Here is a 17,799-nt window from a genome sequence, read left to right as displayed (position 1 = left end):
TTTCGCTCGCTTTCATTAGTTACGTACCTTAATGGTTTCGACTGAGTCACCGCTGTATACATACACGGACTTTGGTGCAGGTGGTGGTTTTAAACCGGTTACATCACGGATAAATGCAGTTTTATCGGCATCGCTAATGTGTTTAGTGGTAATAGGGCTAGGGTCAGCGGTGCTTACATCGGTATTTTCCTCAAGCATATCGGTGTCGCCGAGGGCGACGAGTCTTAGCTCACCACTTTCTTCAGCAAGGGTTAGCACTGCAATGTCGTCAAGGGCGATTTCAAGTACGGCTGAACGGCTACTCTTACCAGAGGATTTATCCTCTTTTGATTTAGACGATTTTTTGCCGTCATCGACCACAACAGCTTTGTCGTCACGTTCTACGTCAGTGCCAAATGCCAGCAAGCGAATATTTTGTAATAGCCGGCGGGACATACTTTTGTTGTATGTCTCTTTACTTGCTCGCGTTGTGAAGATGACATCAACTCTGTCGCCTGGCTGAAGAAAACCGCCAGCGCTCGAGGTTTCGTTAACTTTAATGGCTAAGGCGCGGTATCCGGGGTTGATGTACTGCGATAGTTTGCTTTGATTTTCGAAGTGGCTTTGGCGTACAACCGCGCCTAGTGGGATTTTGGATTCTAGCCTCCTGTTAATGATATCTTCAACTTTACTAAAGCTATCTTCTATCAGCAGAGGGTAGGGAACCAGTTGTACATCCTCGGCGGTGATTACCTCACCTTCGTTAAAGCCTCTATTAACAATGAGAAGTTTTTGAGCGTAGGTAAAGTTGCTCGCCTCGGTTGCAGGCGTTGTGTTTGCAGGGGTACGCGTTTTAGTTGAGTCTTCTTGACTAATTTTGTACCCGATGACCCCCATAAACACCGCGCTAATAATAAGCAGTGCCGCGATAATTTTTAAAGTCCTTGCTTGCATAGTCGTGTCCCTAATTTGGTCAATAAACGGTGTTCTGCTTAATTTTCACTGCGTAAACTAAATAATAGATGTTGTGTCATAGTGCTGCTATAGCGAGTGCTACGTATATCTGTTGCGGATGTTACCGTGCATCGATGTAAAGCCTCATTCTCGCCCTAAACGAGCGATCAATTTACTTAAAATAACAGGCTTGCTTTACCTTGCAGTAATGTTGGTAACTGAGGTAGCTTTCCAAACCCGGGCATGGTAATTCCGTCTAACAATGGGGCAGAAGAAATTGTGATTTCACACAAAATACCATCTAATGGATCGCTGCCATCGCTCGGTGTGGGCGGGGGGACGCAATCGATGATCAGAGGCGGGGTGTAGTCATAGATGAGCAAGCCGCCTGTATCGTTTTTTTGCAGGCGGGTGCCGGCTATTCTGTCGATTTCACCTTCCCAATCGACCTCAGTTTCACAGGTTTCGCAAGCCATCGCTGCACGGAGTACTTCTTCACTGGCGTAGGTGAAATTTTGTACTAATAGAAACGCAAGGCCATAAACAATAATGGCGTAGCAGATAAGAAAGAATACAGGGAAGATGAAAACGAATTCGATGGCGACAGCGCCTTTTTGCCGCTGCAAAATTGAGCGAGAAAAATTCTGGTGTGCCATTTTGTGCTCCATGCTATGTCTAATTTTGCTAAAGTACCACTTTGAGTGGCGATTACCTAAAAGCCATTAATAAAAGCCAATGCAATGGCGCCTAGGGCGATTGCCGAACCAAGAGGCAAGCCACGTTTAAATGCGCTTGGTTGAACTGCGTAATTTGGGTAGTACGCTTTTGTTAATGGCATTCGCTGCGCGAGGTGTAGGACTGCCATTAAAAACAGCAAACTGCCGATGCCGATTGAAAACACCCATAGTAATTGCGGCGTAGTATAGATTGGTGCTAATGCCAGCATTAATTTTACATCGCCGCCGCCGACCACGCCTTTTATATAACCTGGTACAGTGAGTGCTAATCCAATACCGATGTTAACAAAAATGCTTTGAACACTAACTTCCGAGGAAAAGGCGGCATAGCATGCCGCCCATCCTGCGAGTATAACGACCAAACTATTGGGTATTCGACGGTGTTGCCAGTCGATATACCCAACAAGGCATAGTATTATCAAATTAATTAGCATTTCTGTATTGAGTAAAGGATCTTTAGGGATTCATTTTGTCAGCTATCGTATTAAACGATTGACCTATTCCGCCGTCTGCGTCTGAACCGTCGCCAAGTAGTCCTACGCCTATAACAATTACGCCGACCAGAATTGCAGCCATTACCGCATACTCAATCGCGCTGGCGCCGCTCTCGTCTTTCTTGAAGTTGTTTAGTTTGCTAATGATTTTGTTTAACATGTCGTATTCTCCGTGATTAAAGTAGAGGACCGAACAGCGCAGGATTTCCCTCTCGGCCTTGGTGCTAACTATGTTCTTTACACAGTTTTAAAGAAATAAGTAGTTGCCGAAGTTCGCGTAAGGAATATAGCTGGTTTTATAGTGTTTAGCGGAATTATTGTGATGGGTGTCACGTTTTGAGTAGTAGCAGACCAATAAGTATACGCCACAAGGCAATGGATCTACTTGCCCGCAGAGAACATTCGCGCCGGGAGCTATTAATCAAGCTTAGCAGAAAGTTTCCAGATGCTGCTGTAATAGACGCGGTTTTAGATAAATTAGAGGCAGATGTGCTGCAATCGGATTCGCGCTTCGCTTCGTCTTTTTTTCGCCTGCGTGTGCAAGGTGGCTTTGGCCCTAACCGGATTCGCGCAGAGCTTCGACAGCGCGGCATAAGTGATGTCTTAATCGATCAGCAGTTTAGTGAACAAATTGTGGATTGGTTTGCGGCAGCCGAGGCGCTTTATCTGAAAAAATACGTAGGCGTAAATGTTGGTGATCCGCGAGAGCGCGCTAAATGTTTTCGTTATTTACAGTATAAAGGCTACGATTTAGAGCATATAAATGCTTTGTTTTAGACGATAATTTCCTCAGTATTGACCGAAAGTGAAAATGTTTGAGTAAAAACATTGATATTGGAATCGAATATGATGAAAAAATTGAAAGCACTGGTATTGGTACTCGCTGTTAGCGCTGGCGCTGCGGCTGCAGTCGCGCAAGTGGGAGGATTGGAAGGTGCAAGGCTCGAAGAGCTGTCGGTGAAATTAAATTTGTCTGAGATTCAGCGCAACAAGGTAAAAGCCCTGCTCACCCGTTATGCCGAGGAGGCGTCTAGTGTGCGCGATGGTTTAATTCAAGTGCAACAGACGATCCAAACCGCCAATTTAGCTAGGCTTAATAGTTCGACTATTCAACGAATTAGCGGCGAGGCGGGACGCTTGTCCACCGCGCACACTAAAAGTTTGCTAACAACCCAGCGAGATTTTTATGCTTTGCTCAGCAAAGAACAAAAGCAGCAATACAATAAAATGCGCGCTGAAGCACAAGCTCAGCAACTTCGCTTGCCGGCATTGCCTGACAAGCGATAAGCCTTAGTGCCTACTTAGTAGCTACAACTGCTCAATGGTGAAGTTGTGCGTCGTCAGATAGTCATTTAACTCAGTGGCTTTGGCGGCGTTGCTCAGTACCGCCACGCTTGCATCGCCCTTGCTTAGGTAACGCTCACAAACTCGCTGTAAATCGGCCTCGGTGACCGCAAGAACGCGCTGACGGAACAGGCGGCGCTGAGCTAAGCTGCGGCCAAATACATTGCTGTGATGATCCTGCTTGGCTTCGCCTGCAGGGGAGCCGGGCTTATCGATACTGCTAACCACTCCGAGAATGGCTTCTTCAAGTCCCTGGGCAATTACGGGTGTGTTTAGCATCCATTCGATGGACTTATCGAAGTCGCTTAAGGTGCCAACTACGCGCGGGTCTCGATAGGAATAAAAGCGGAAAGCCGCAATATTGGAATCTTGCGAGGCGCCACCGCCGTAAGCGCCGCCTTGTTCCCGAATCACGCGATGGAGAAAGCCATTTTTCATATAGGTGGCCAATACCGTTAATACCGGGGCGTCGGGGTGTTCAGAGGGCACGGTTGGGTATGCTTTGGCACAGAAGTTAACTTGGGAGTTGGCTACCCAAAACTCTTTTTTGACCTCTTTCACTGCCGGCTGGCTAAAATTGCTCGTTGTTGTGGCATTAAAATCCTGCCACAGCGGAGCAAGTTCACTGCACAGCGGTTCAATGCGGTCGGCTTCGGCGATGATTAGTAGCTGTCGCTCCGCCTTAAGCATTTTACTGTGTATAGCTGAAAGCTGATCCGCGAGTTTACTCAATTCTTCTGGCGCGGCAATTTGCTCGCTCAGATTTTTAAGTTGGCGTATGCCGCTTAAACCGCCCAATGCCTGATTTATTTTGGCAATCGGGCTCATGCCGGCGCAGGCCGCGGTCATTGCTAAGCCATGGCCATTTCCGGTGATACTTGATTCCCGCCGGGCTTTAAGTTGAGAAACCAAATCTTGAATGCGGTCACACTCATCAAAGCGAAGTGTTTCTAAGGTGTCGCGCATAAGCTGGGTTTGCGCACCGGCGTTTCGGACGAGGGCTTTAGACGAAAGTACTAAATAAGCCTTTAACTTCTGCTCGTCTGCAATGTCACTGCGCATGCTAGTGTAAGCGCTGATACCGCCGCAGACCTGGGCTTGGCGAGCTTGTACTTGCAGGTAATCTTGATCGCCAAGGCCGAGTTCGGTTAGTACTTGGGTGTAAATCGCGAGTAGGGCTAATTCGTCGTCGTCGAGCTCTGGTAGTGCAATCAGGAGCTGCTGGTATACCAAACCGTTGGTGCCACGGGCGTAGCTCGTGTACGGCAGGCTGCCAAACTCCGCCTGTGAGCTTTGCAGTGCGGGCATATCGAGGGGAACATCGGCTAAGGTGACCTTGGGTAGGATACTGTCGTCTTCTTCAAGAGCCTGGCGTTTTGTCAGTGCGACCGCTTGGTCGATAATGGCCTGCTTCTGTTCATCGTTTAAGCTCGCTTTAATAGCTGCTAAACGCTGCTTTTCAGCCTGTTCAATTCGCGATTGAATATTTTCATCTGGGCTCATTACGAGGGTGAGGCGGTGCGGGTTATCGAGTAGGGCTTGGGCCAATTGCTTTATGTAATCGGGTTTTGCTGCGCGTTCGCGCAGGGCATGCAGTGCCGGGTCGAGATTCAATAAGTCGATTGGTTTGCCACGATGAGTGGCGCTGCCTAGTGCAGTCAAAATAAGCTGCAGGCCATAGGGGTAACCGTCGCCGCCAATTTCGCGCTGCTGCAGCTCGAGTTGATGTAGCACTGCGTCGACATCTTCCTTCGCAATGCCATTTTCAGCGACCTCGCGAAGGGTATCTAAGATCAGCGCTTCAACGTCGTCAACTTTACTCGCGCAGCTGCCTTCGAGGCCACAGGCAAAGACCATCTCACGCATAGAATCTTCGAGCCCACACATGGGCGACGGGGAGCTGCCTAAGGTGCTTGTTTCCAGTGCGCGGAGCAAGGGGCTGGCGCTATTGTCGAGTAAAACGCCGGCAAGTAATTGAGCTTCTAGCAAAGTGTCTAATTGAGTGCTTTTACCCAGTAGCCAGGAAACCACGATGTGTGTTTTGTCGCCTTTGTTTTCTGCAGCGGGTAGCGGGTAGCTTTCCTGTACACGAATAGGGGCGTGATAGCGTTTCTCGTCACCGACTTCAATATGACTGTCGAGGGCGTCAAAGCGTGCCAATGCCAGCTCCTCAAAACGGGCCTGATGTTCCGCCGCAGGTATATTGCCGAAAGTCATAAATATGGCGTTGCTTGGGTGGTAATGGCTTTGGTAAAAGGATTTGAGCTGGGCGTAGCTGAGATCGGGAATGTCTTCTGGCTCGCCGCCGCTATTGTAGTGGTAGGTTGTGCTTGGGAATAAGTACTTGCAGAGCGTATGCCAGAGCTGGCTCGAGATAGAGCTCATGGCGCCTTTCATCTCGTTAAACACCACGCCCTTGAATTCCAGTTCGGAATTAGGGTTGCCTGCTTCTTTAAATTCTAAGCGATGACCTTCTTGAGCAAAATCGAGAGGGTGGAGGCGCGAGAAAAACACTGCGTCCATATACACCTGCAACAGGTTCTCAAAGTCTTTGCGGTTGCTGCTGGCAAAGGGGTAGGCCGTCCAATCCGAGCTGGTAAAGGCATTCATAAAGCTGTTAAGTGAGCGTCGAATCATCATGAAAAATGGGTCGCGAACGGGGTATTTTTCACTGCCACATAGCGCGGTATGCTCAAGAATGTGGGCAACACCACTGGAATCCTTAGGCACGGTGCGCAAGGCGACCAAGAAAACATTTTCTGGGTTGTCGCTGGCGATATGATAGTGGCTGGCGCCGGTTTTAATATGCTGGTATTCGGCAATGCTTACGCCTAAGGCTGGGATTTCCTCGCTGCTGATTAAAGTGAAGCTCGGAAATGCTTCAGAAGAAGTATTACTAATCGCTGCGGCAGGACTTGCTTGCGTCATGGTGTATCCAAATATCTGAGAGTGGGGATCAATGGGTATTCTAGCTCGGGGGAAAGTGCTTGCCTATGACTTATCGTCTTCCAGCCTTTTGAGGCGTAATCAGCTTGTTTAAATCAAATTTGATTCGATAAATTTTTGGCCAGAGTTTGCCTGTGACTAACCAACTATCGTTGCTAGGATCGTAAGCGATGCCGTTAAGCACCGCCTCTGGGTTCGGTGTTGTAGATTCCGCGGCGTCCAGTGCGAGTGCGCTGAGATCAATGTTGGCCACTACATCGCCGCTTACTGCATGAATTACGAGCAAATGCTGCTCATGCCACTGATTGGCAATAATAAAATCGCCGTGGCATTCAAGCTCGTTCAGTTGATTCACGGGCTGGCCAGCGCTGCGAACACTCACCGTATGGCTCAGCTGCATGGTGCTGGCGTGAAACCACTGCAGTTGATCGCTGCCATTGCTCACGACTAAAAAATCGCCGCGATCTTGATTAATACTGGCGCAAAGTCCCCAGCCTTGGCCCTCATACTTAAATACATTTAGTAATGTGAAGTGGTGTGGGTCGAGTATTAGGCCTTTGCCGGCGCGCCAAGTAAGCATATACAGCTTACCTCTGTAGAGTGTTATGCCTTCCGCAAAGAGATTGCCGGGCAGAACTGTGCCGGTAATACTGTCTTCAGGTTTTGGCGGAAAGGCGCGAGACACAATTTTTGAGTGGCCATACAAGCCGCTGCTCTCATAAAGGCGGCCCTGATAAAGCTCGAGTCCTTGGGTGAACAGCGCGGGTTGGTGGGGGTAGCTGTCAAGCAATGTGTAAGCGATGGAGTTTGCAGTCAGGCCGCTAGTGCTTCCACAAAGCAGCCCAAGTAGGGCGAGTAGGCGCACAGTGTAAGGGAGAGTTAAACCACCGAGCAAAGCTGCTTTGATCATTGGAATATCGTCGTCGAGTTCATGCTTTCTATCATACAGGCTGCAATGGCTTTCGCTAGTGTGGTGTTTGTTGTGTGCTTAAAGAGCTTGATTTCGGATGAGCTTGCGAATAACAAAGCGGGCGGGCGATAGGGCTTCGCACAGCGGTCTAGGCAGCGGACGTATGTCATTGCCAATATAGCTGGCCAGCAATTCGGCGCACAGGGGGGTAGAGGTTAAGCCTCGGGAGCCGTGGGCGACATTAATATAGAGATTTGGGTGATTTGCGGCTGGGATTGGAATTTTACTGCGGGCATCTTTACCGAGTGCTTGGTAATTCTCTGTGAAATCCTTGATTCGTGGTACCGCGCCGACCACTGGCATATAGTCAGCGCTGGCGCAGCGCAGTGCCGCGCGGCCGCCGATTGCTTTGGCATCGGGCTTAAGTAAGGCCGGTGCCAAGTCGTTTAGCTGCTTTATATTCCAGTCGTGCTCCGCCTCAGTGATATCACAGTGCATATTCTTGAGATCAAAGCTCGCACCGATGCAAAATTGCTGGCCGACGGCGGGCGCGAAATACCCTTCATGGCAAATAACACAGCGTGGCGATTGTCTAAGGCTGCTTTCTGCCAGATAACTTAGTTGGCCGCGAATCGCTTTAAGGGGCAAATAGGCAGTTTGGGAGAAACGCTTGGCGTCATTGCTGTTGGCGATTACGATGGTATCGGCTTGCTGAATGCAAATTTGTTGCTCATCTAAAACGTGCCACTGATCCTTTATATGCTCTAGACGCAGGGCAGTGGCGTTGTTTAGTAGCGTGATGTTAGGGTGGGCTAACATGGCCTGGCAAACGCTGGGCGGCGATAGCCAGCCCGCGTCCGGGTAATAGAATGCATTCCCACTTAAAGAAATCGCAGATTTCTCCTCGAGTGCTTTCTCGCTAAGAAATTGCAGCCAAGGCTGATCAATAAGTAAGGCTTTGAGTTTGTGAAATTGTTTTATTTCGCGTGGCGATTTTGCCAGTTGAAGAACGCCGCAGAGCTCGCCGCTAATGAGCTCGCGATTAAGCAAGTCTTTATAATGACTGAGCGCATACAAGAAGCTGGCGAGGTTAAATTGATTAAGCTCGCCAGGGTCTGGTGAGAGCTTGGTGTACAAAATACCCTGGGGATTACCGGATGCGCCACTGGCTGGTGCAGTGCGCTCGATAACCGTTACCTGATAGCCGCGTTGGGCAAGTGCGTTGGCCGTGCTGCAACCGGCGAGGCCGGCACCGATCACAATGATCTGTTTAGGCTGGCGCTGAGGTCCGGGTAAGTGCCAAGGAACGGCAACCGCTTCGGGCGCGGGGGCGTCTATGTCGACTTCCTTGTTCAGCGTGCCCCTCAACATATCGCGTTTGCGGCCATAGCCTTGAACTTTTTCGACCGTAAATCCTTGTGCGCGTAAACCACGTTTAACAAATCCGGCCGACGTGAACGTCGCAAATGTAGTACTTGGTTTACTTAAGGCGCCAATACATGCGAATAAGGCGTTGTGCCACATATCCGGGTTGCTGGCTGGCGAGAAGCCGTCTAAAAACCAAGCGTCGGCACGGGGCGAGCGGCTCGCGTTTACAGGAGTTGCCGAATTTGGTGCGTCAAGCAGTGCGGGAAAGCAGTGGAGGGCATCACCAAATAGTAAATCGAGACAAACTTGTGCACTATTCAACAATCTACGGTGCTGGCCTAGTAACAGCGGCGGATAATTGTACTGTAGTATAGCTGCTAGAGACGTGAGTTCTGGCCAGCTAGTGTGGGCGCGGCGCAAGTCCTCAGCCTTGAGTGGATGTTTTTCTACCGAGATGTAGTGAAGCTGCCAGTGTTGGGGCGCAGTTTGCTGCCACAGTTGCCAGGCCAATAGAAAATTTAGGCCGGTGCCAAAGCCTGTTTCAATAATAGTAAATCTTCCAGTGCTCTCTCTGTTAAGCGCTTGCCATCGCTCGGCGAGCTGATTGTTAGACAGGAAGACATGGCGGCTTTCTTCAATGCCGCTCTCTTGGGAAAAGTAAATGTCGCCGTAGTCTGTTGCGTGAGGGGCGCCAGCGTCGTCCCAATGCAGTTTTGCGCTTTGAATTGAATAGGGATTATTGTCTTGTTTGGTGGTCATTATAAAGTAAGCGTCGGTGCTGGCAGGGAATGTATTGTATCAGTGAAAATGACCAAAACCTCGGTGTATAAACTTTGTTGATTTGGAATGCATGCCGCAAAGCGGTAGTTATGGGTATTCTGCTGGTGTTGGCTTCGCCGACGTGGGCACAGGCTGTAGACGCTGACAAGGCTAAAGTCACATTAGCGCTCGCGACCGAGCCGCCGACGCTTAATAGCGCCGTGGCCACGGATACAATAGCGAGTTTTATACTATCGCATCTAATGGAAGGGCTTTTGGTTTATGGTCCCGACGGTGAGTTGGCACCGGGTGTAGCATTGCGCTGGCAATTAGATGCCGATGGCGCACGCTTCTGGTTGCGTGATGACGCCCGTTGGAGTGATGGCAAGCCGGTAACCGCACACGACTTTGTGTTTGCTTGGCGCCATGCCCTGGATCCTAAAACCGCGTCGCAATACGCGTTTATATTCTATCCGATTAAAAATGCTGAAGCGGTGAATCAAGGCACGCTAGCGTTGAGCGATTTGGGTGTCAGCGCGGTGTCAGATACTGAACTAAAGGTTGAATTTGGCAGCCCATGCCCTTATTTTCTTAGCCTAACCGCATTTATGACCTTCTTACCCTTACGTGAGGATGTTCTTGGTCAGTGGGGCGGGCGCTACGCAGCTGACGCCGATAAACTCACGGTGAACGGACCTTACTTGTTAACGAAGTGGGTCCACGGTGCGCATTTGCAGCTGCAAAAAAATCCACAGTACTGGCACGCGGATTCTGTGCGAATTGCTGAAATTGATATGCCGTACCTCACCGCTGATCCCAGTGCGCAATTTAACTTATTCCGCGACCAGCAAATTGCCATGGCGCCACTTGATACTGGCTTACTGAGCGAGGCGATTAAACGCGGCTTTGATATTGAGTATTTTCATACGGGGTCACTGTATTTTTTGGAATTTAATTTCCGCGAGGGCCGAATTACCGCGAATCGGTCCTTTCGCAAAGCCGTTCAACGTTTAATTGATCCCGCATTGCTTGTGAATAAAATCATCGGCTTGCCGGGAATTCAGCCTGCGTATTCATTGTTTCCGGTAACAGTGAAAGGCGCAAAAGGTAGTTTTCGCGATGAGTATCCGGTGTTGCGGGTTCAGCCCGATATTGCCGCCGCGCGAGCCTATATCCGTCAGGCGAAAACAGAGCTGGGTATTAGCGAGATACCGCCACTCATGTTGCTGGCTGGGGACAGTCCGCGGGCACTGCAAGAGGCGGAGTACTATCAGTATTTGTTCAAAAATGGTTTAGGTATTGAGCTGCGTATTGATCAACAGGTTTTTAAACAGCGAATTGAGAAAATGCGTCGCGGTGACTTTGATATGGTGTCCGCCGCATGGGGGCCAGACTACGACGATATTATGACATTCGCGGATTTATTTGCCTCTTGGAATGACAATAATCGTGGACGCTATAGCAACCCGCTTTATGATCGCTGGATCCGCTTGGCGCAGAAAAGCAATGACGCTCGTACTCGTTTCAACGCCATGGCACAAATTCAGCGAATTGTGGTGGATGACGTACCCATATTGCCGACCTATGAGAATGGTGTGCTCTACGTGCAAAATCCGCGGCTACGGGGCGTGCGGCGCTCCATTTTTGGCGGTGACCCGCTATTTCGCTACGCATGGATAGAGCGCTAAACCATGCTGAAGTTTATTGTCAAGCGTCTAATGTCGGGAGCGATTACCATATGGTTTATCGCCACCGCGACATTTTTTGCGATGCATGCCGTCCCCGGTGACCCATTAAGCCAAGAGAAGGCCATGTCGCCGGCAGTTCGTGCACAGCTTGAAGCGCGTTACGGTTTGGATAAACCGCTGTTTGAGCAGTATCAGTTGTTTCTTAGCAATATGCTGCATGGCGATTTTGGTATCTCCTTTACCCAAGAAAATCGCAAAGTTAACGATATTATTAGTAAACACTTCCCTATTTCGGCGATTTTAGGATTGGCGGCTATATTGATTGCCTTAGTCGGTGGGGTTGCGGCAGGCACTGTGGCCGCCTATTACCGTAACCGTTGGCCGGATCGGCTCGTGATGGTGGCGGTGATTGCCGCCATCTCGGTACCGAGCTTTGTGATTGCCGGTTTGGCGCAATTGAGTATCGTTGCCATGAACAATGCCTCCGGCCAAACCTTGCTGCCGGTCGCGGGCTGGGGGAGCGTAAATCATATTTGGGTGCCCGCATTGGTATTGGGCTTGGGCACAATGGCCTATTTAAGCCGGATTATGCGCGCTTCCATGCTAGAGGTGCTGAGCGCAGATTATAATACCGCGGCTAAAGCCAAGGGCGTGCACGGCTGGCGTTTATTCTGGCATCATCAATTACGTAATGCGGTTTTGCCGGTGGTGACCGAACTTGGGCCGACGATTGCGGGTGTGACGACGGGCGGTTTTGTGGTGGAGCTAATCTTCGCCATACCAGGTTTGGGGCGCTACTTTGTGCAAGCAGTACAGCAATTGGATTACACCGTCATTATGGGCACAACCGTATTCTATGGCGCGTTTTTGGTATTGGTCGTCGTGCTGGTCGATATTAGCTATGGGATTATCGATCCACGTATTCGCCTCCACGCGAGCGGGGGTGGTCGCTAATGGCCTTGTCGGTATTTCGTTTTGCGCGGCGAACCTGGGCGAGTGAAGACCTTGAGCAGGTTGCGCCACTCCCGCTACCCAAAATGGCCACCCCCGCAGTAATTATCTCCGGCGTAGTCGTGATTGCTTTGTTGCTATTTGTAACTATTGGCCCCTTGGTATGGCGTCAAGATCCATCTCAGCAATGGTTGTCGCAAATATCCGCCGGTCCCAGCGCGGCACACTCAGTGCGTTTAATCAGAGATGTTGGGCCTTGGCAGCCGCCGGTTGGTGAGGCCCCGCGAAATTTGATCGTACATGATGCCAATACTGAATTCGTGCGCCTAGAATGGCCGCAGCTCGAGGGGGTTAAGCGGTATCGAATTTATCGCGCTCAGGCACATAAAGTAGGTTTGGGCTTGGCGCTTGCTGAAACCGACAACGCTTACTATCAAGATCGTTTACAATTGAGTTACCAGATATACCGCTACACCATTGCGGACGCGGATACTGGGTTATTGCTGCTGGCGCGGGAGGTTCGGCCAGAAGCAGCAATGTCGCTATTTGAAGCGCAATTACAAGGTCTTGTGCCTGTGGGTGCGGGCCGCGTTCATACAAAATGGCTGGATCTGCCCGGCCACCCTTTAGGAACGGATGCGCTAGGTCGCGATATTTTGGCGCGGCTGATGGCGGGGGGGCGAACATCCTTGTTTGTTGGCGTAGTAGCGCCTCTGCTGTACATCAGTTTTGGTTGTATTTTTGGCGCTATTGCAGGCTTAGCGGGAGGCTGGGTTGATCAGCTGGCCATGCGGTTTGTTGATTTTGTGGTGGCATTGCCGTTCCTGCTGTTTATGATTTTATTTCGGGTAGCCTTTGGTATTGGCCCTGGCGAAAACGGTATTACACCACTGATTATTGCCATGTTAATGCTGAGTTGGCCGGGGAGTGCCAGGTTGATTCGCGGACAGGTGTTGGCATTGCGGGGGCAAGCCTTTGTCGAAGCTGCAAAGTTAGCCGGGGTCAGTACCACGCGAACAATACTGCGGCATATGTTACCGAATGTGCTGCCGATGATTTTGGTGGCGTTTAGCTTTGCCATTCCTCAGGCCATTTTTACTGAGGCGTTTTTGTCGTTCATTGGTATGGGGGTATCTCCGCCAACGACATCGTGGGGTGCATTGTGTAACGACGGGATAAAAACCTTATTATCCCACCCTCGGCAATTGCTATTACCGGCACTATTTATAAGCGTGTCAGTATTAGCCTTTAATCTACTGGGCGATGCGCTAAGAGACGCCACCGACCGCCGCTCGGGGGTGGTAAAAGCATGAATTTGCTGGCATTAGAAAATTTGCAGGTAAGCATAGGGCCGGTGCAAGCTGTAAGGGATGTGTCGCTAAGTTTGGCGCCGGGTGAATGTCGTGCGCTGGTAGGGGAGTCTGGTTGCGGTAAATCGGTGACTGCCATGAGCCTGTTAAATCTGATGCCCAGCGCTGCCAAAACGAATGCCGTTCGCTGGGAATTCGCAGGCCGGGATATGCGTCAGTTAAGCGAGCGCGACTGGCGGCGCATGCGTGGCAATGACATTGCGATGATATTTCAGAATCCAATGACTGCACTAGACCCAACTCAGACAATTGGCAGTCAGATCGCTGAACCGCTGCGTATTCACAAGGGCTTGTCTAAGCGCGAGGCGCGCATGCGTGCTATTGCACTGCTGGAGCGTTTGGCCATTGCTAATCCTGCTCAGCGGGCAGGGCAATACCCCTTTGAATTTTCCGGGGGGATGTTGCAGCGCGCAATGATCGCGATGGCGGTGGTGTGTGAGCCGCAATTATTGATAGCAGACGAGCCCACCACGGCGCTAGATGTGACTGTGCAAGCCGAAGTGCTGAGTATTTTGCGCGAGTTACGAGAGTCCAGCGGCACCGCAATGTTGTTTATTACCCACGATCTTGGTGTGGTTGCTGAAATCGCCGACTCCGTGTCGGTAATGTACGCCGGCCAAACTGTCGAGTCGGGCAGCTTACGCGAGGTATTTAATACCGAGGCGCATCCCTACACCCAGGCTTTAAAACGGGCCGTGCCGAATATGACACACCCTCAAGCACTGCAAGCAATTGCGGGTACACCACCGGATTTACGTCACCCACCGACGGGTTGCGGTTTTGCTGCGCGTTGTTCGGAGCGCATGGCGATTTGCGAAGCGTTACCTGCAAATTTCTCCTGCAAGGCGGGGAGCGACCACCAAGCGCGGTGTTGGCTGTGGCACCCTGAGCACCCAGCGCGCTGGCGGGAGGCTGAACAATGAATGTACCAATCGTTCAGCTTCAGGAATTGCGCTGCCATTTCGCCAATGGTGATGGCCTATTAGCGGCCGTTGATGGGATAAACCTCAGTATCGAGGCCGGTGAGGTGTTGGGCTTAGTGGGCGAGAGCGGCTCCGGTAAATCGACCTTGGGGCGGATTATTGCTGGCTTACAGTCTCGCACAGCGGGTGATTTGATTATTGGTGGTAAATCAATGCCGCGGGCTTATGATCGCCGCCAATTTAAAGCCATGTCTACGCAAGTTCAGATGGTATTTCAGGATAGCTATGCAAGCCTAAATCCTCGAATGACAATACTGGCCAGCTTGCAAGAGCCTTTGTGGAGTCAGGGCGTGGCGGCGACTGCTGCACGGGCTAAAGCTTGTTATTGGCTGGAGCGAGTTGGGCTGCCGCAGTCTGCTGGTGAACGATATCCACATGAGCTCTCTGGTGGCCAGCGTCAGCGCATTGGCATTGCCAGAGCGTTTATAGCTGAGCCACAGCTAGTGATTTGTGATGAGCCCGTATCTGCGCTTGATGTATCGGTGCAGGCGCAAATTATTAATTTACTGCAAGAGCTGCAAAGTGAGCACAATACCGCTATGTTATTTATAGCGCACGACTTGGCAGTGGTGCGTTTTCTCGCGACGCGCACTGCGGTAATGTATCTTGGTGAGATTGTCGAGCTGGGTGCGACGCCGGCCTTGTTTGAGGGGCCGCGACACCCCTATACCGTGAAGCTTTTAGCTGCGCACCTCGATGGCAATATTAAAGAACGTAAGATTGTGCCGCATTTGGCGGTAAAGAACGTGAGCCATAAGGCGCCTTTGGCGACTGATAGTGGCTGCCGTTTTGCGCCGCGCTGCCCACTCGCCGAGCCATTGTGTAGCGCGAATCCGCCGTGGTTGCGCCCGACGCGGGTCGCCACCGAGGCCGCTTGCCACCGTTTGGCGGACGTGGAAGTATTAAACCTGAGAAAATGAGTAAGGCCGCGAGGCCAGAATGAAACAATACGGACTAATAATTAATGAAAGTACAAATGAACGCCCCTAGTGTGTTAGCGATAGCCGCGACGCTGTTTAAAACCGGAATACTGGACGCTGGGCGCACCGAGGCGAAACGGTATTTTCGCGAGCTCGAGGCTGGCCGTGAATTGATCCTGTCGGATATGGCAATGCCGGATAAATCGACATTGCGGATAAAACTGCAGTTAATGCCGCAAGAATTTCGCGGCAATTTGAATTTCAGTGCATTTAAAGAGCAATTGCTGTACTTAACTACAGAATTGGCCAAAATCGTTAACGCCAAGTCTGAACCACTGGTCATGAGCGATGACGACGGTGGCCAGCTTTTATTTAACATTCCAGCCATTACTTATATTGATGGCGTTTTGAATGCATTGGTCTTAGGTGCTGATCTGAGGCGGCCTGGGACGCTTGTTTTGCAGTTGATGTTCATTGATCCTGAGCAATATAGATCGGCAGAAATCAAAACAGCGTAGCGAGTGTTGACACTGAATACAAATATCGATAGCTTGCCTACCTGAATATCAGTGGTCGGCTTGCCTGAGGTTTTGGGTGCGGCGCCAATAACAACAAGCACGAATTTTAGGGGGCGACTTTGTCAGCAGAAATGGAAAGTATTGCAGCAGTCATAAATGCAGCGCGCAAGAATGTGGGCATGCCGAGTGACGTAGATTTGACGCAACATGCCAATTTAGGGGCTATGTTCGACTATTGCGTCAGTAAGTTCGGCGATTTACCTGCGTTATCTTGTATGGGTGAAACGCTGAGCTATAAAGACCTGGATCGACTTTCTGCACAATTTTCGAGCTACTTACAAAATCACACCAATTTGCGCCCCGGTGATCGCATCGCCCTGCAAATGCCGAATATTCTGCAATACCCTGTAGCCTTGTTTGGCGCGATTCGCGCTGGCCTCATTGTGGTCAATACCAATCCGCTGTACAGCAAGCGCGAGCTCAAACATCAACTAAATGACTCCGGTGCCAAAGCGTTAGTTGTGCTCGCCAACGTCGCAGAAGCAGCTGCAGCAGTTGTTGATGAGACGCCAGTAGAATTTGTTATTGTCACCGAAATTGGTGATCTGCATCCCACCGCTAAGCGTTTATTGATTAACAACGTCGTTAAATACGTTAAAAAAATGGTGCCCAAATTTAGCTTTAAGAACGCGGTTAAATACCGCAGCGTTCTGGCTAAGGGCAAAAGTGGTCAATTTACCAAGGCTAACCCTGACGCTGAAGACGTTGCATTGCTGCAATACACTGGCGGTACTACTGGTGTGTCTAAAGGCGCAATGATCAGTCACCGCAATTTGATGGCAAATATTCTTCAGAGCAAAAACTTGTTTGAAAGTTTTGGCCTCAACGAAGGTGAAGAAACCTTCCTGTCGCCGCTGCCGCTATACCATATTTACTCCTTTATGCTGTCTTTCTGCGTAATGTTGCAGGGTAATCACGGCGTGTTAATTGCTAACCCTCGTGATCTTAGTAGCGTGATTAAAGAAATGAAGCGCTACCCCTGGAGTGGCATGAGCGGGATTAATACCTTGTTTGTGCAGCTGTGCAATAACGATGAATTCCGCGCGTTGGACTTCTCGTCAGTGAAGGCGACAATGTCTGGCGGCATGGCATTGACTGCCGGCGCGGCTAAAGAGTGGATGGAAGTTACCGGCGCAGAAGTATATGAAGGCTATGGCCTGACTGAGACCTCGCCAGTGGTTTCTATTAATCCCGGTGGTAACAATCAAATTGGTACGATTGGCGTGGCATTACCCGGCACTGAAATCCGCATCGTTGTTGAAGGTAAAGATATGGGTGTGGGTGAACGCGGCGAATTATGCGTGCGCGGGCCACAGGTGATGATGGGCTATTGGCAGCGTCCGGATGAAACTGAAAAGACCATTATTGATGGCTGGTTACATACCGGTGACGTCGCGATTGTGCAAGAAGATGGCTATATGCGCATTGTAGACCGGATGAAGGACATGATTATTGTGTCCGGCTTCAATGTTTATCCCAATGAAATTGAAGACGTGCTGAGTGGCCACCCGAATATTGCAGAATGCGCGGCAATTGGTGTTCCCGATGAGAAATCTGGGGAAGCGGTTAAGATCTTTGTTGCCGCGAAAAAAGGCGATATTGATGTCGCCGAGTTAAAAGCATTTTTGCGCGACCGCTTAACTGGCTATAAAATGCCTCGTTATATTGAAGTGCGTGACGAACTGCCTAAAACCAATGTGGGTAAGGTATTACGGCGCTCTCTTCGCGACGAAGAGCTTGCCAAGCTCGCTAAGGCTAAATAGTAGTTTAGCTATTAACTAGTAAGTAAAAGGCGCCAAATGGCGCCTTTTTTGTTTT

16 protein-coding genes are annotated in these 17,799 nt (G+C 50.3%); 9 read left to right on the top strand and 7 right to left on the bottom strand.

Going from position 1 to position 17,799, the window contains the following annotated elements; all coding sequences use genetic code 11:
* Positions 1-15: 15 nt before the first annotated feature.
* From cpaB to ABD836_RS04515, 4 genes are all read right to left on the bottom strand, one after another.
* Positions 16-933: a Flp pilus assembly protein CpaB gene (gene cpaB / locus ABD836_RS04530; RefSeq protein ID WP_344932765.1), complete on the bottom strand. Its 918-nt coding sequence runs from the start codon at positions 931-933 to the stop codon at positions 16-18.
* A 176-nt stretch (positions 934-1,109) separates the two neighbouring features.
* Positions 1,110-1,601: a TadE/TadG family type IV pilus assembly protein gene (locus ABD836_RS04525; protein WP_344932762.1), complete on the bottom strand. Its 492-nt coding sequence runs from the start codon at positions 1,599-1,601 to the stop codon at positions 1,110-1,112.
* Positions 1,602-1,645: 44 nt separating this feature from the next.
* Positions 1,646-2,104: a prepilin peptidase gene (locus ABD836_RS04520; protein ID WP_344932759.1), complete on the bottom strand. Its 459-nt coding sequence runs from the start codon at positions 2,102-2,104 to the stop codon at positions 1,646-1,648.
* A gap of 22 nt (positions 2,105-2,126) precedes the next feature.
* Complete coding sequence (locus tag ABD836_RS04515) at positions 2,127-2,324, bottom strand: Flp family type IVb pilin (protein WP_344932757.1); 198 nt, start codon at positions 2,322-2,324, stop codon at positions 2,127-2,129.
* Positions 2,325-2,500: 176 nt separating this feature from the next.
* Between ABD836_RS04515 and ABD836_RS04510 the strand changes: the two genes are divergently transcribed.
* Positions 2,501-2,941: a regulatory protein RecX gene (locus ABD836_RS04510; RefSeq protein ID WP_344932754.1), complete on the top strand. Its 441-nt coding sequence runs from the start codon at positions 2,501-2,503 to the stop codon at positions 2,939-2,941.
* Between the two features lie 69 nt (positions 2,942-3,010).
* Positions 3,011-3,451, top strand: coding sequence for a Spy/CpxP family protein refolding chaperone (locus ABD836_RS04505; protein ID WP_344932751.1), 441 nt, complete (start codon positions 3,011-3,013; stop codon positions 3,449-3,451).
* Between the two features lie 21 nt (positions 3,452-3,472).
* On the opposite strand, the gene ABD836_RS04500 is transcribed toward ABD836_RS04505, so the two are convergent.
* From ABD836_RS04500 to mnmC, 3 genes are all read right to left on the bottom strand, one after another.
* The gene (locus ABD836_RS04500) at positions 3,473-6,436 is read right to left on the bottom strand and encodes an insulinase family protein (RefSeq protein ID WP_344932748.1); all 2,964 of its coding nucleotides are present in this window, start codon (positions 6,434-6,436) and stop codon (positions 3,473-3,475) included.
* Positions 6,437-6,506: 70 nt separating this feature from the next.
* Complete coding sequence (locus ABD836_RS04495; RefSeq protein ID WP_344932744.1) at positions 6,507-7,364, bottom strand: glutaminyl-peptide cyclotransferase; 858 nt, start codon at positions 7,362-7,364, stop codon at positions 6,507-6,509.
* A 78-nt stretch (positions 7,365-7,442) separates the two neighbouring features.
* Entirely contained in the window at positions 7,443-9,491 is a 2,049-nt protein-coding gene (gene mnmC / locus ABD836_RS04490; RefSeq protein ID WP_344932742.1) for a bifunctional tRNA (5-methylaminomethyl-2-thiouridine)(34)-methyltransferase MnmC2/FAD-dependent 5-carboxymethylaminomethyl-2-thiouridine(34) oxidoreductase MnmC1, read from the bottom strand.
* Between the two features lie 74 nt (positions 9,492-9,565).
* Between mnmC and ABD836_RS04485 the strand changes: the two genes are divergently transcribed.
* The 7 genes from ABD836_RS04485 to ABD836_RS04455 all read left to right on the top strand — a co-directional run bounded on the left by ABD836_RS04485 (position 9,566) and on the right by ABD836_RS04455 (position 17,744).
* Positions 9,566-11,179: a peptide ABC transporter substrate-binding protein gene (locus tag ABD836_RS04485; RefSeq protein ID WP_344932740.1), complete on the top strand. Its 1,614-nt coding sequence runs from the start codon at positions 9,566-9,568 to the stop codon at positions 11,177-11,179.
* A 3-nt stretch (positions 11,180-11,182) separates the two neighbouring features.
* Positions 11,183-12,133: an ABC transporter permease gene (locus ABD836_RS04480; RefSeq protein WP_344932737.1), complete on the top strand. Its 951-nt coding sequence runs from the start codon at positions 11,183-11,185 to the stop codon at positions 12,131-12,133.
* The gene (locus ABD836_RS04475; RefSeq protein WP_344932734.1) at positions 12,133-13,443 is read left to right on the top strand and encodes an ABC transporter permease subunit; all 1,311 of its coding nucleotides are present in this window, start codon (positions 12,133-12,135) and stop codon (positions 13,441-13,443) included. The genes ABD836_RS04480 and ABD836_RS04475 overlap by 1 nt, the downstream gene beginning before the upstream one ends.
* Positions 13,440-14,423 carry an ABC transporter ATP-binding protein gene (locus tag ABD836_RS04470; RefSeq protein WP_344932731.1) on the top strand — a complete coding sequence of 328 codons (984 nt, stop codon included), beginning with the start codon at positions 13,440-13,442 and terminating at the stop codon, positions 14,421-14,423. Before ABD836_RS04475 ends, ABD836_RS04470 begins: the two co-directional genes overlap by 4 nt.
* Positions 14,420-15,403, top strand: a complete 984-nt coding sequence (locus tag ABD836_RS04465) for an oligopeptide/dipeptide ABC transporter ATP-binding protein (protein WP_344932729.1) — start codon at positions 14,420-14,422, stop codon at positions 15,401-15,403. Before ABD836_RS04470 ends, ABD836_RS04465 begins: the two co-directional genes overlap by 4 nt.
* A gap of 56 nt (positions 15,404-15,459) precedes the next feature.
* On the top strand, positions 15,460-15,921 hold the full coding sequence (locus tag ABD836_RS04460) for a hypothetical protein (protein ID WP_344932726.1): 462 nt from the start codon (positions 15,460-15,462) through the stop codon (positions 15,919-15,921).
* A 131-nt stretch (positions 15,922-16,052) separates the two neighbouring features.
* Positions 16,053-17,744 carry an AMP-binding protein gene (locus ABD836_RS04455; protein WP_425583017.1) on the top strand — a complete coding sequence of 564 codons (1,692 nt, stop codon included), beginning with the start codon at positions 16,053-16,055 and terminating at the stop codon, positions 17,742-17,744.
* Positions 17,745-17,799: the final 55 nt, after the last annotated feature.

The sequence above is a fragment of the Zhongshania borealis genome (assembly GCF_039539625.1).
GTDB classification, from domain to species: domain Bacteria; phylum Pseudomonadota; class Gammaproteobacteria; order Pseudomonadales; family Spongiibacteraceae; genus Spongiibacter; species Spongiibacter borealis.
Note: the sequence above shows the minus strand (reverse complement) of the source record. Positions and strands in the feature narration are given on the sequence as shown.

Coding starts and splice junctions, on each gene's coding strand:
- ABD836_RS04460 (WP_344932726.1), top strand. CDS start 15,460: ATGAACGCCCCTAGTGTGTTAGCGATAGCCGCGACGCTGTTTAAAACC.
- ABD836_RS04475 (WP_344932734.1), top strand. CDS start 12,133: ATGGCCTTGTCGGTATTTCGTTTTGCGCGGCGAACCTGGGCGAGTGAA.
- ABD836_RS04455 (WP_425583017.1), top strand. CDS start 16,053: ATGGAAAGTATTGCAGCAGTCATAAATGCAGCGCGCAAGAATGTGGGC.
- ABD836_RS04500 (WP_344932748.1), bottom strand. CDS start 6,436: ATGACGCAAGCAAGTCCTGCCGCAGCGATTAGTAATACTTCTTCTGAA.
- ABD836_RS04515 (WP_344932757.1), bottom strand. CDS start 2,324: ATGTTAAACAAAATCATTAGCAAACTAAACAACTTCAAGAAAGACGAG.
- ABD836_RS04505 (WP_344932751.1), top strand. CDS start 3,011: ATGATGAAAAAATTGAAAGCACTGGTATTGGTACTCGCTGTTAGCGCT.
- cpaB (WP_344932765.1), bottom strand. CDS start 933: ATGCAAGCAAGGACTTTAAAAATTATCGCGGCACTGCTTATTATTAGC.
- ABD836_RS04465 (WP_344932729.1), top strand. CDS start 14,420: ATGAATGTACCAATCGTTCAGCTTCAGGAATTGCGCTGCCATTTCGCC.
- ABD836_RS04480 (WP_344932737.1), top strand. CDS start 11,183: ATGCTGAAGTTTATTGTCAAGCGTCTAATGTCGGGAGCGATTACCATA.
- mnmC (WP_344932742.1), bottom strand. CDS start 9,491: ATGACCACCAAACAAGACAATAATCCCTATTCAATTCAAAGCGCAAAA.
- ABD836_RS04495 (WP_344932744.1), bottom strand. CDS start 7,364: ATGATCAAAGCAGCTTTGCTCGGTGGTTTAACTCTCCCTTACACTGTG.
- ABD836_RS04470 (WP_344932731.1), top strand. CDS start 13,440: ATGAATTTGCTGGCATTAGAAAATTTGCAGGTAAGCATAGGGCCGGTG.
- ABD836_RS04520 (WP_344932759.1), bottom strand. CDS start 2,104: ATGCTAATTAATTTGATAATACTATGCCTTGTTGGGTATATCGACTGG.
- ABD836_RS04525 (WP_344932762.1), bottom strand. CDS start 1,601: ATGGAGCACAAAATGGCACACCAGAATTTTTCTCGCTCAATTTTGCAG.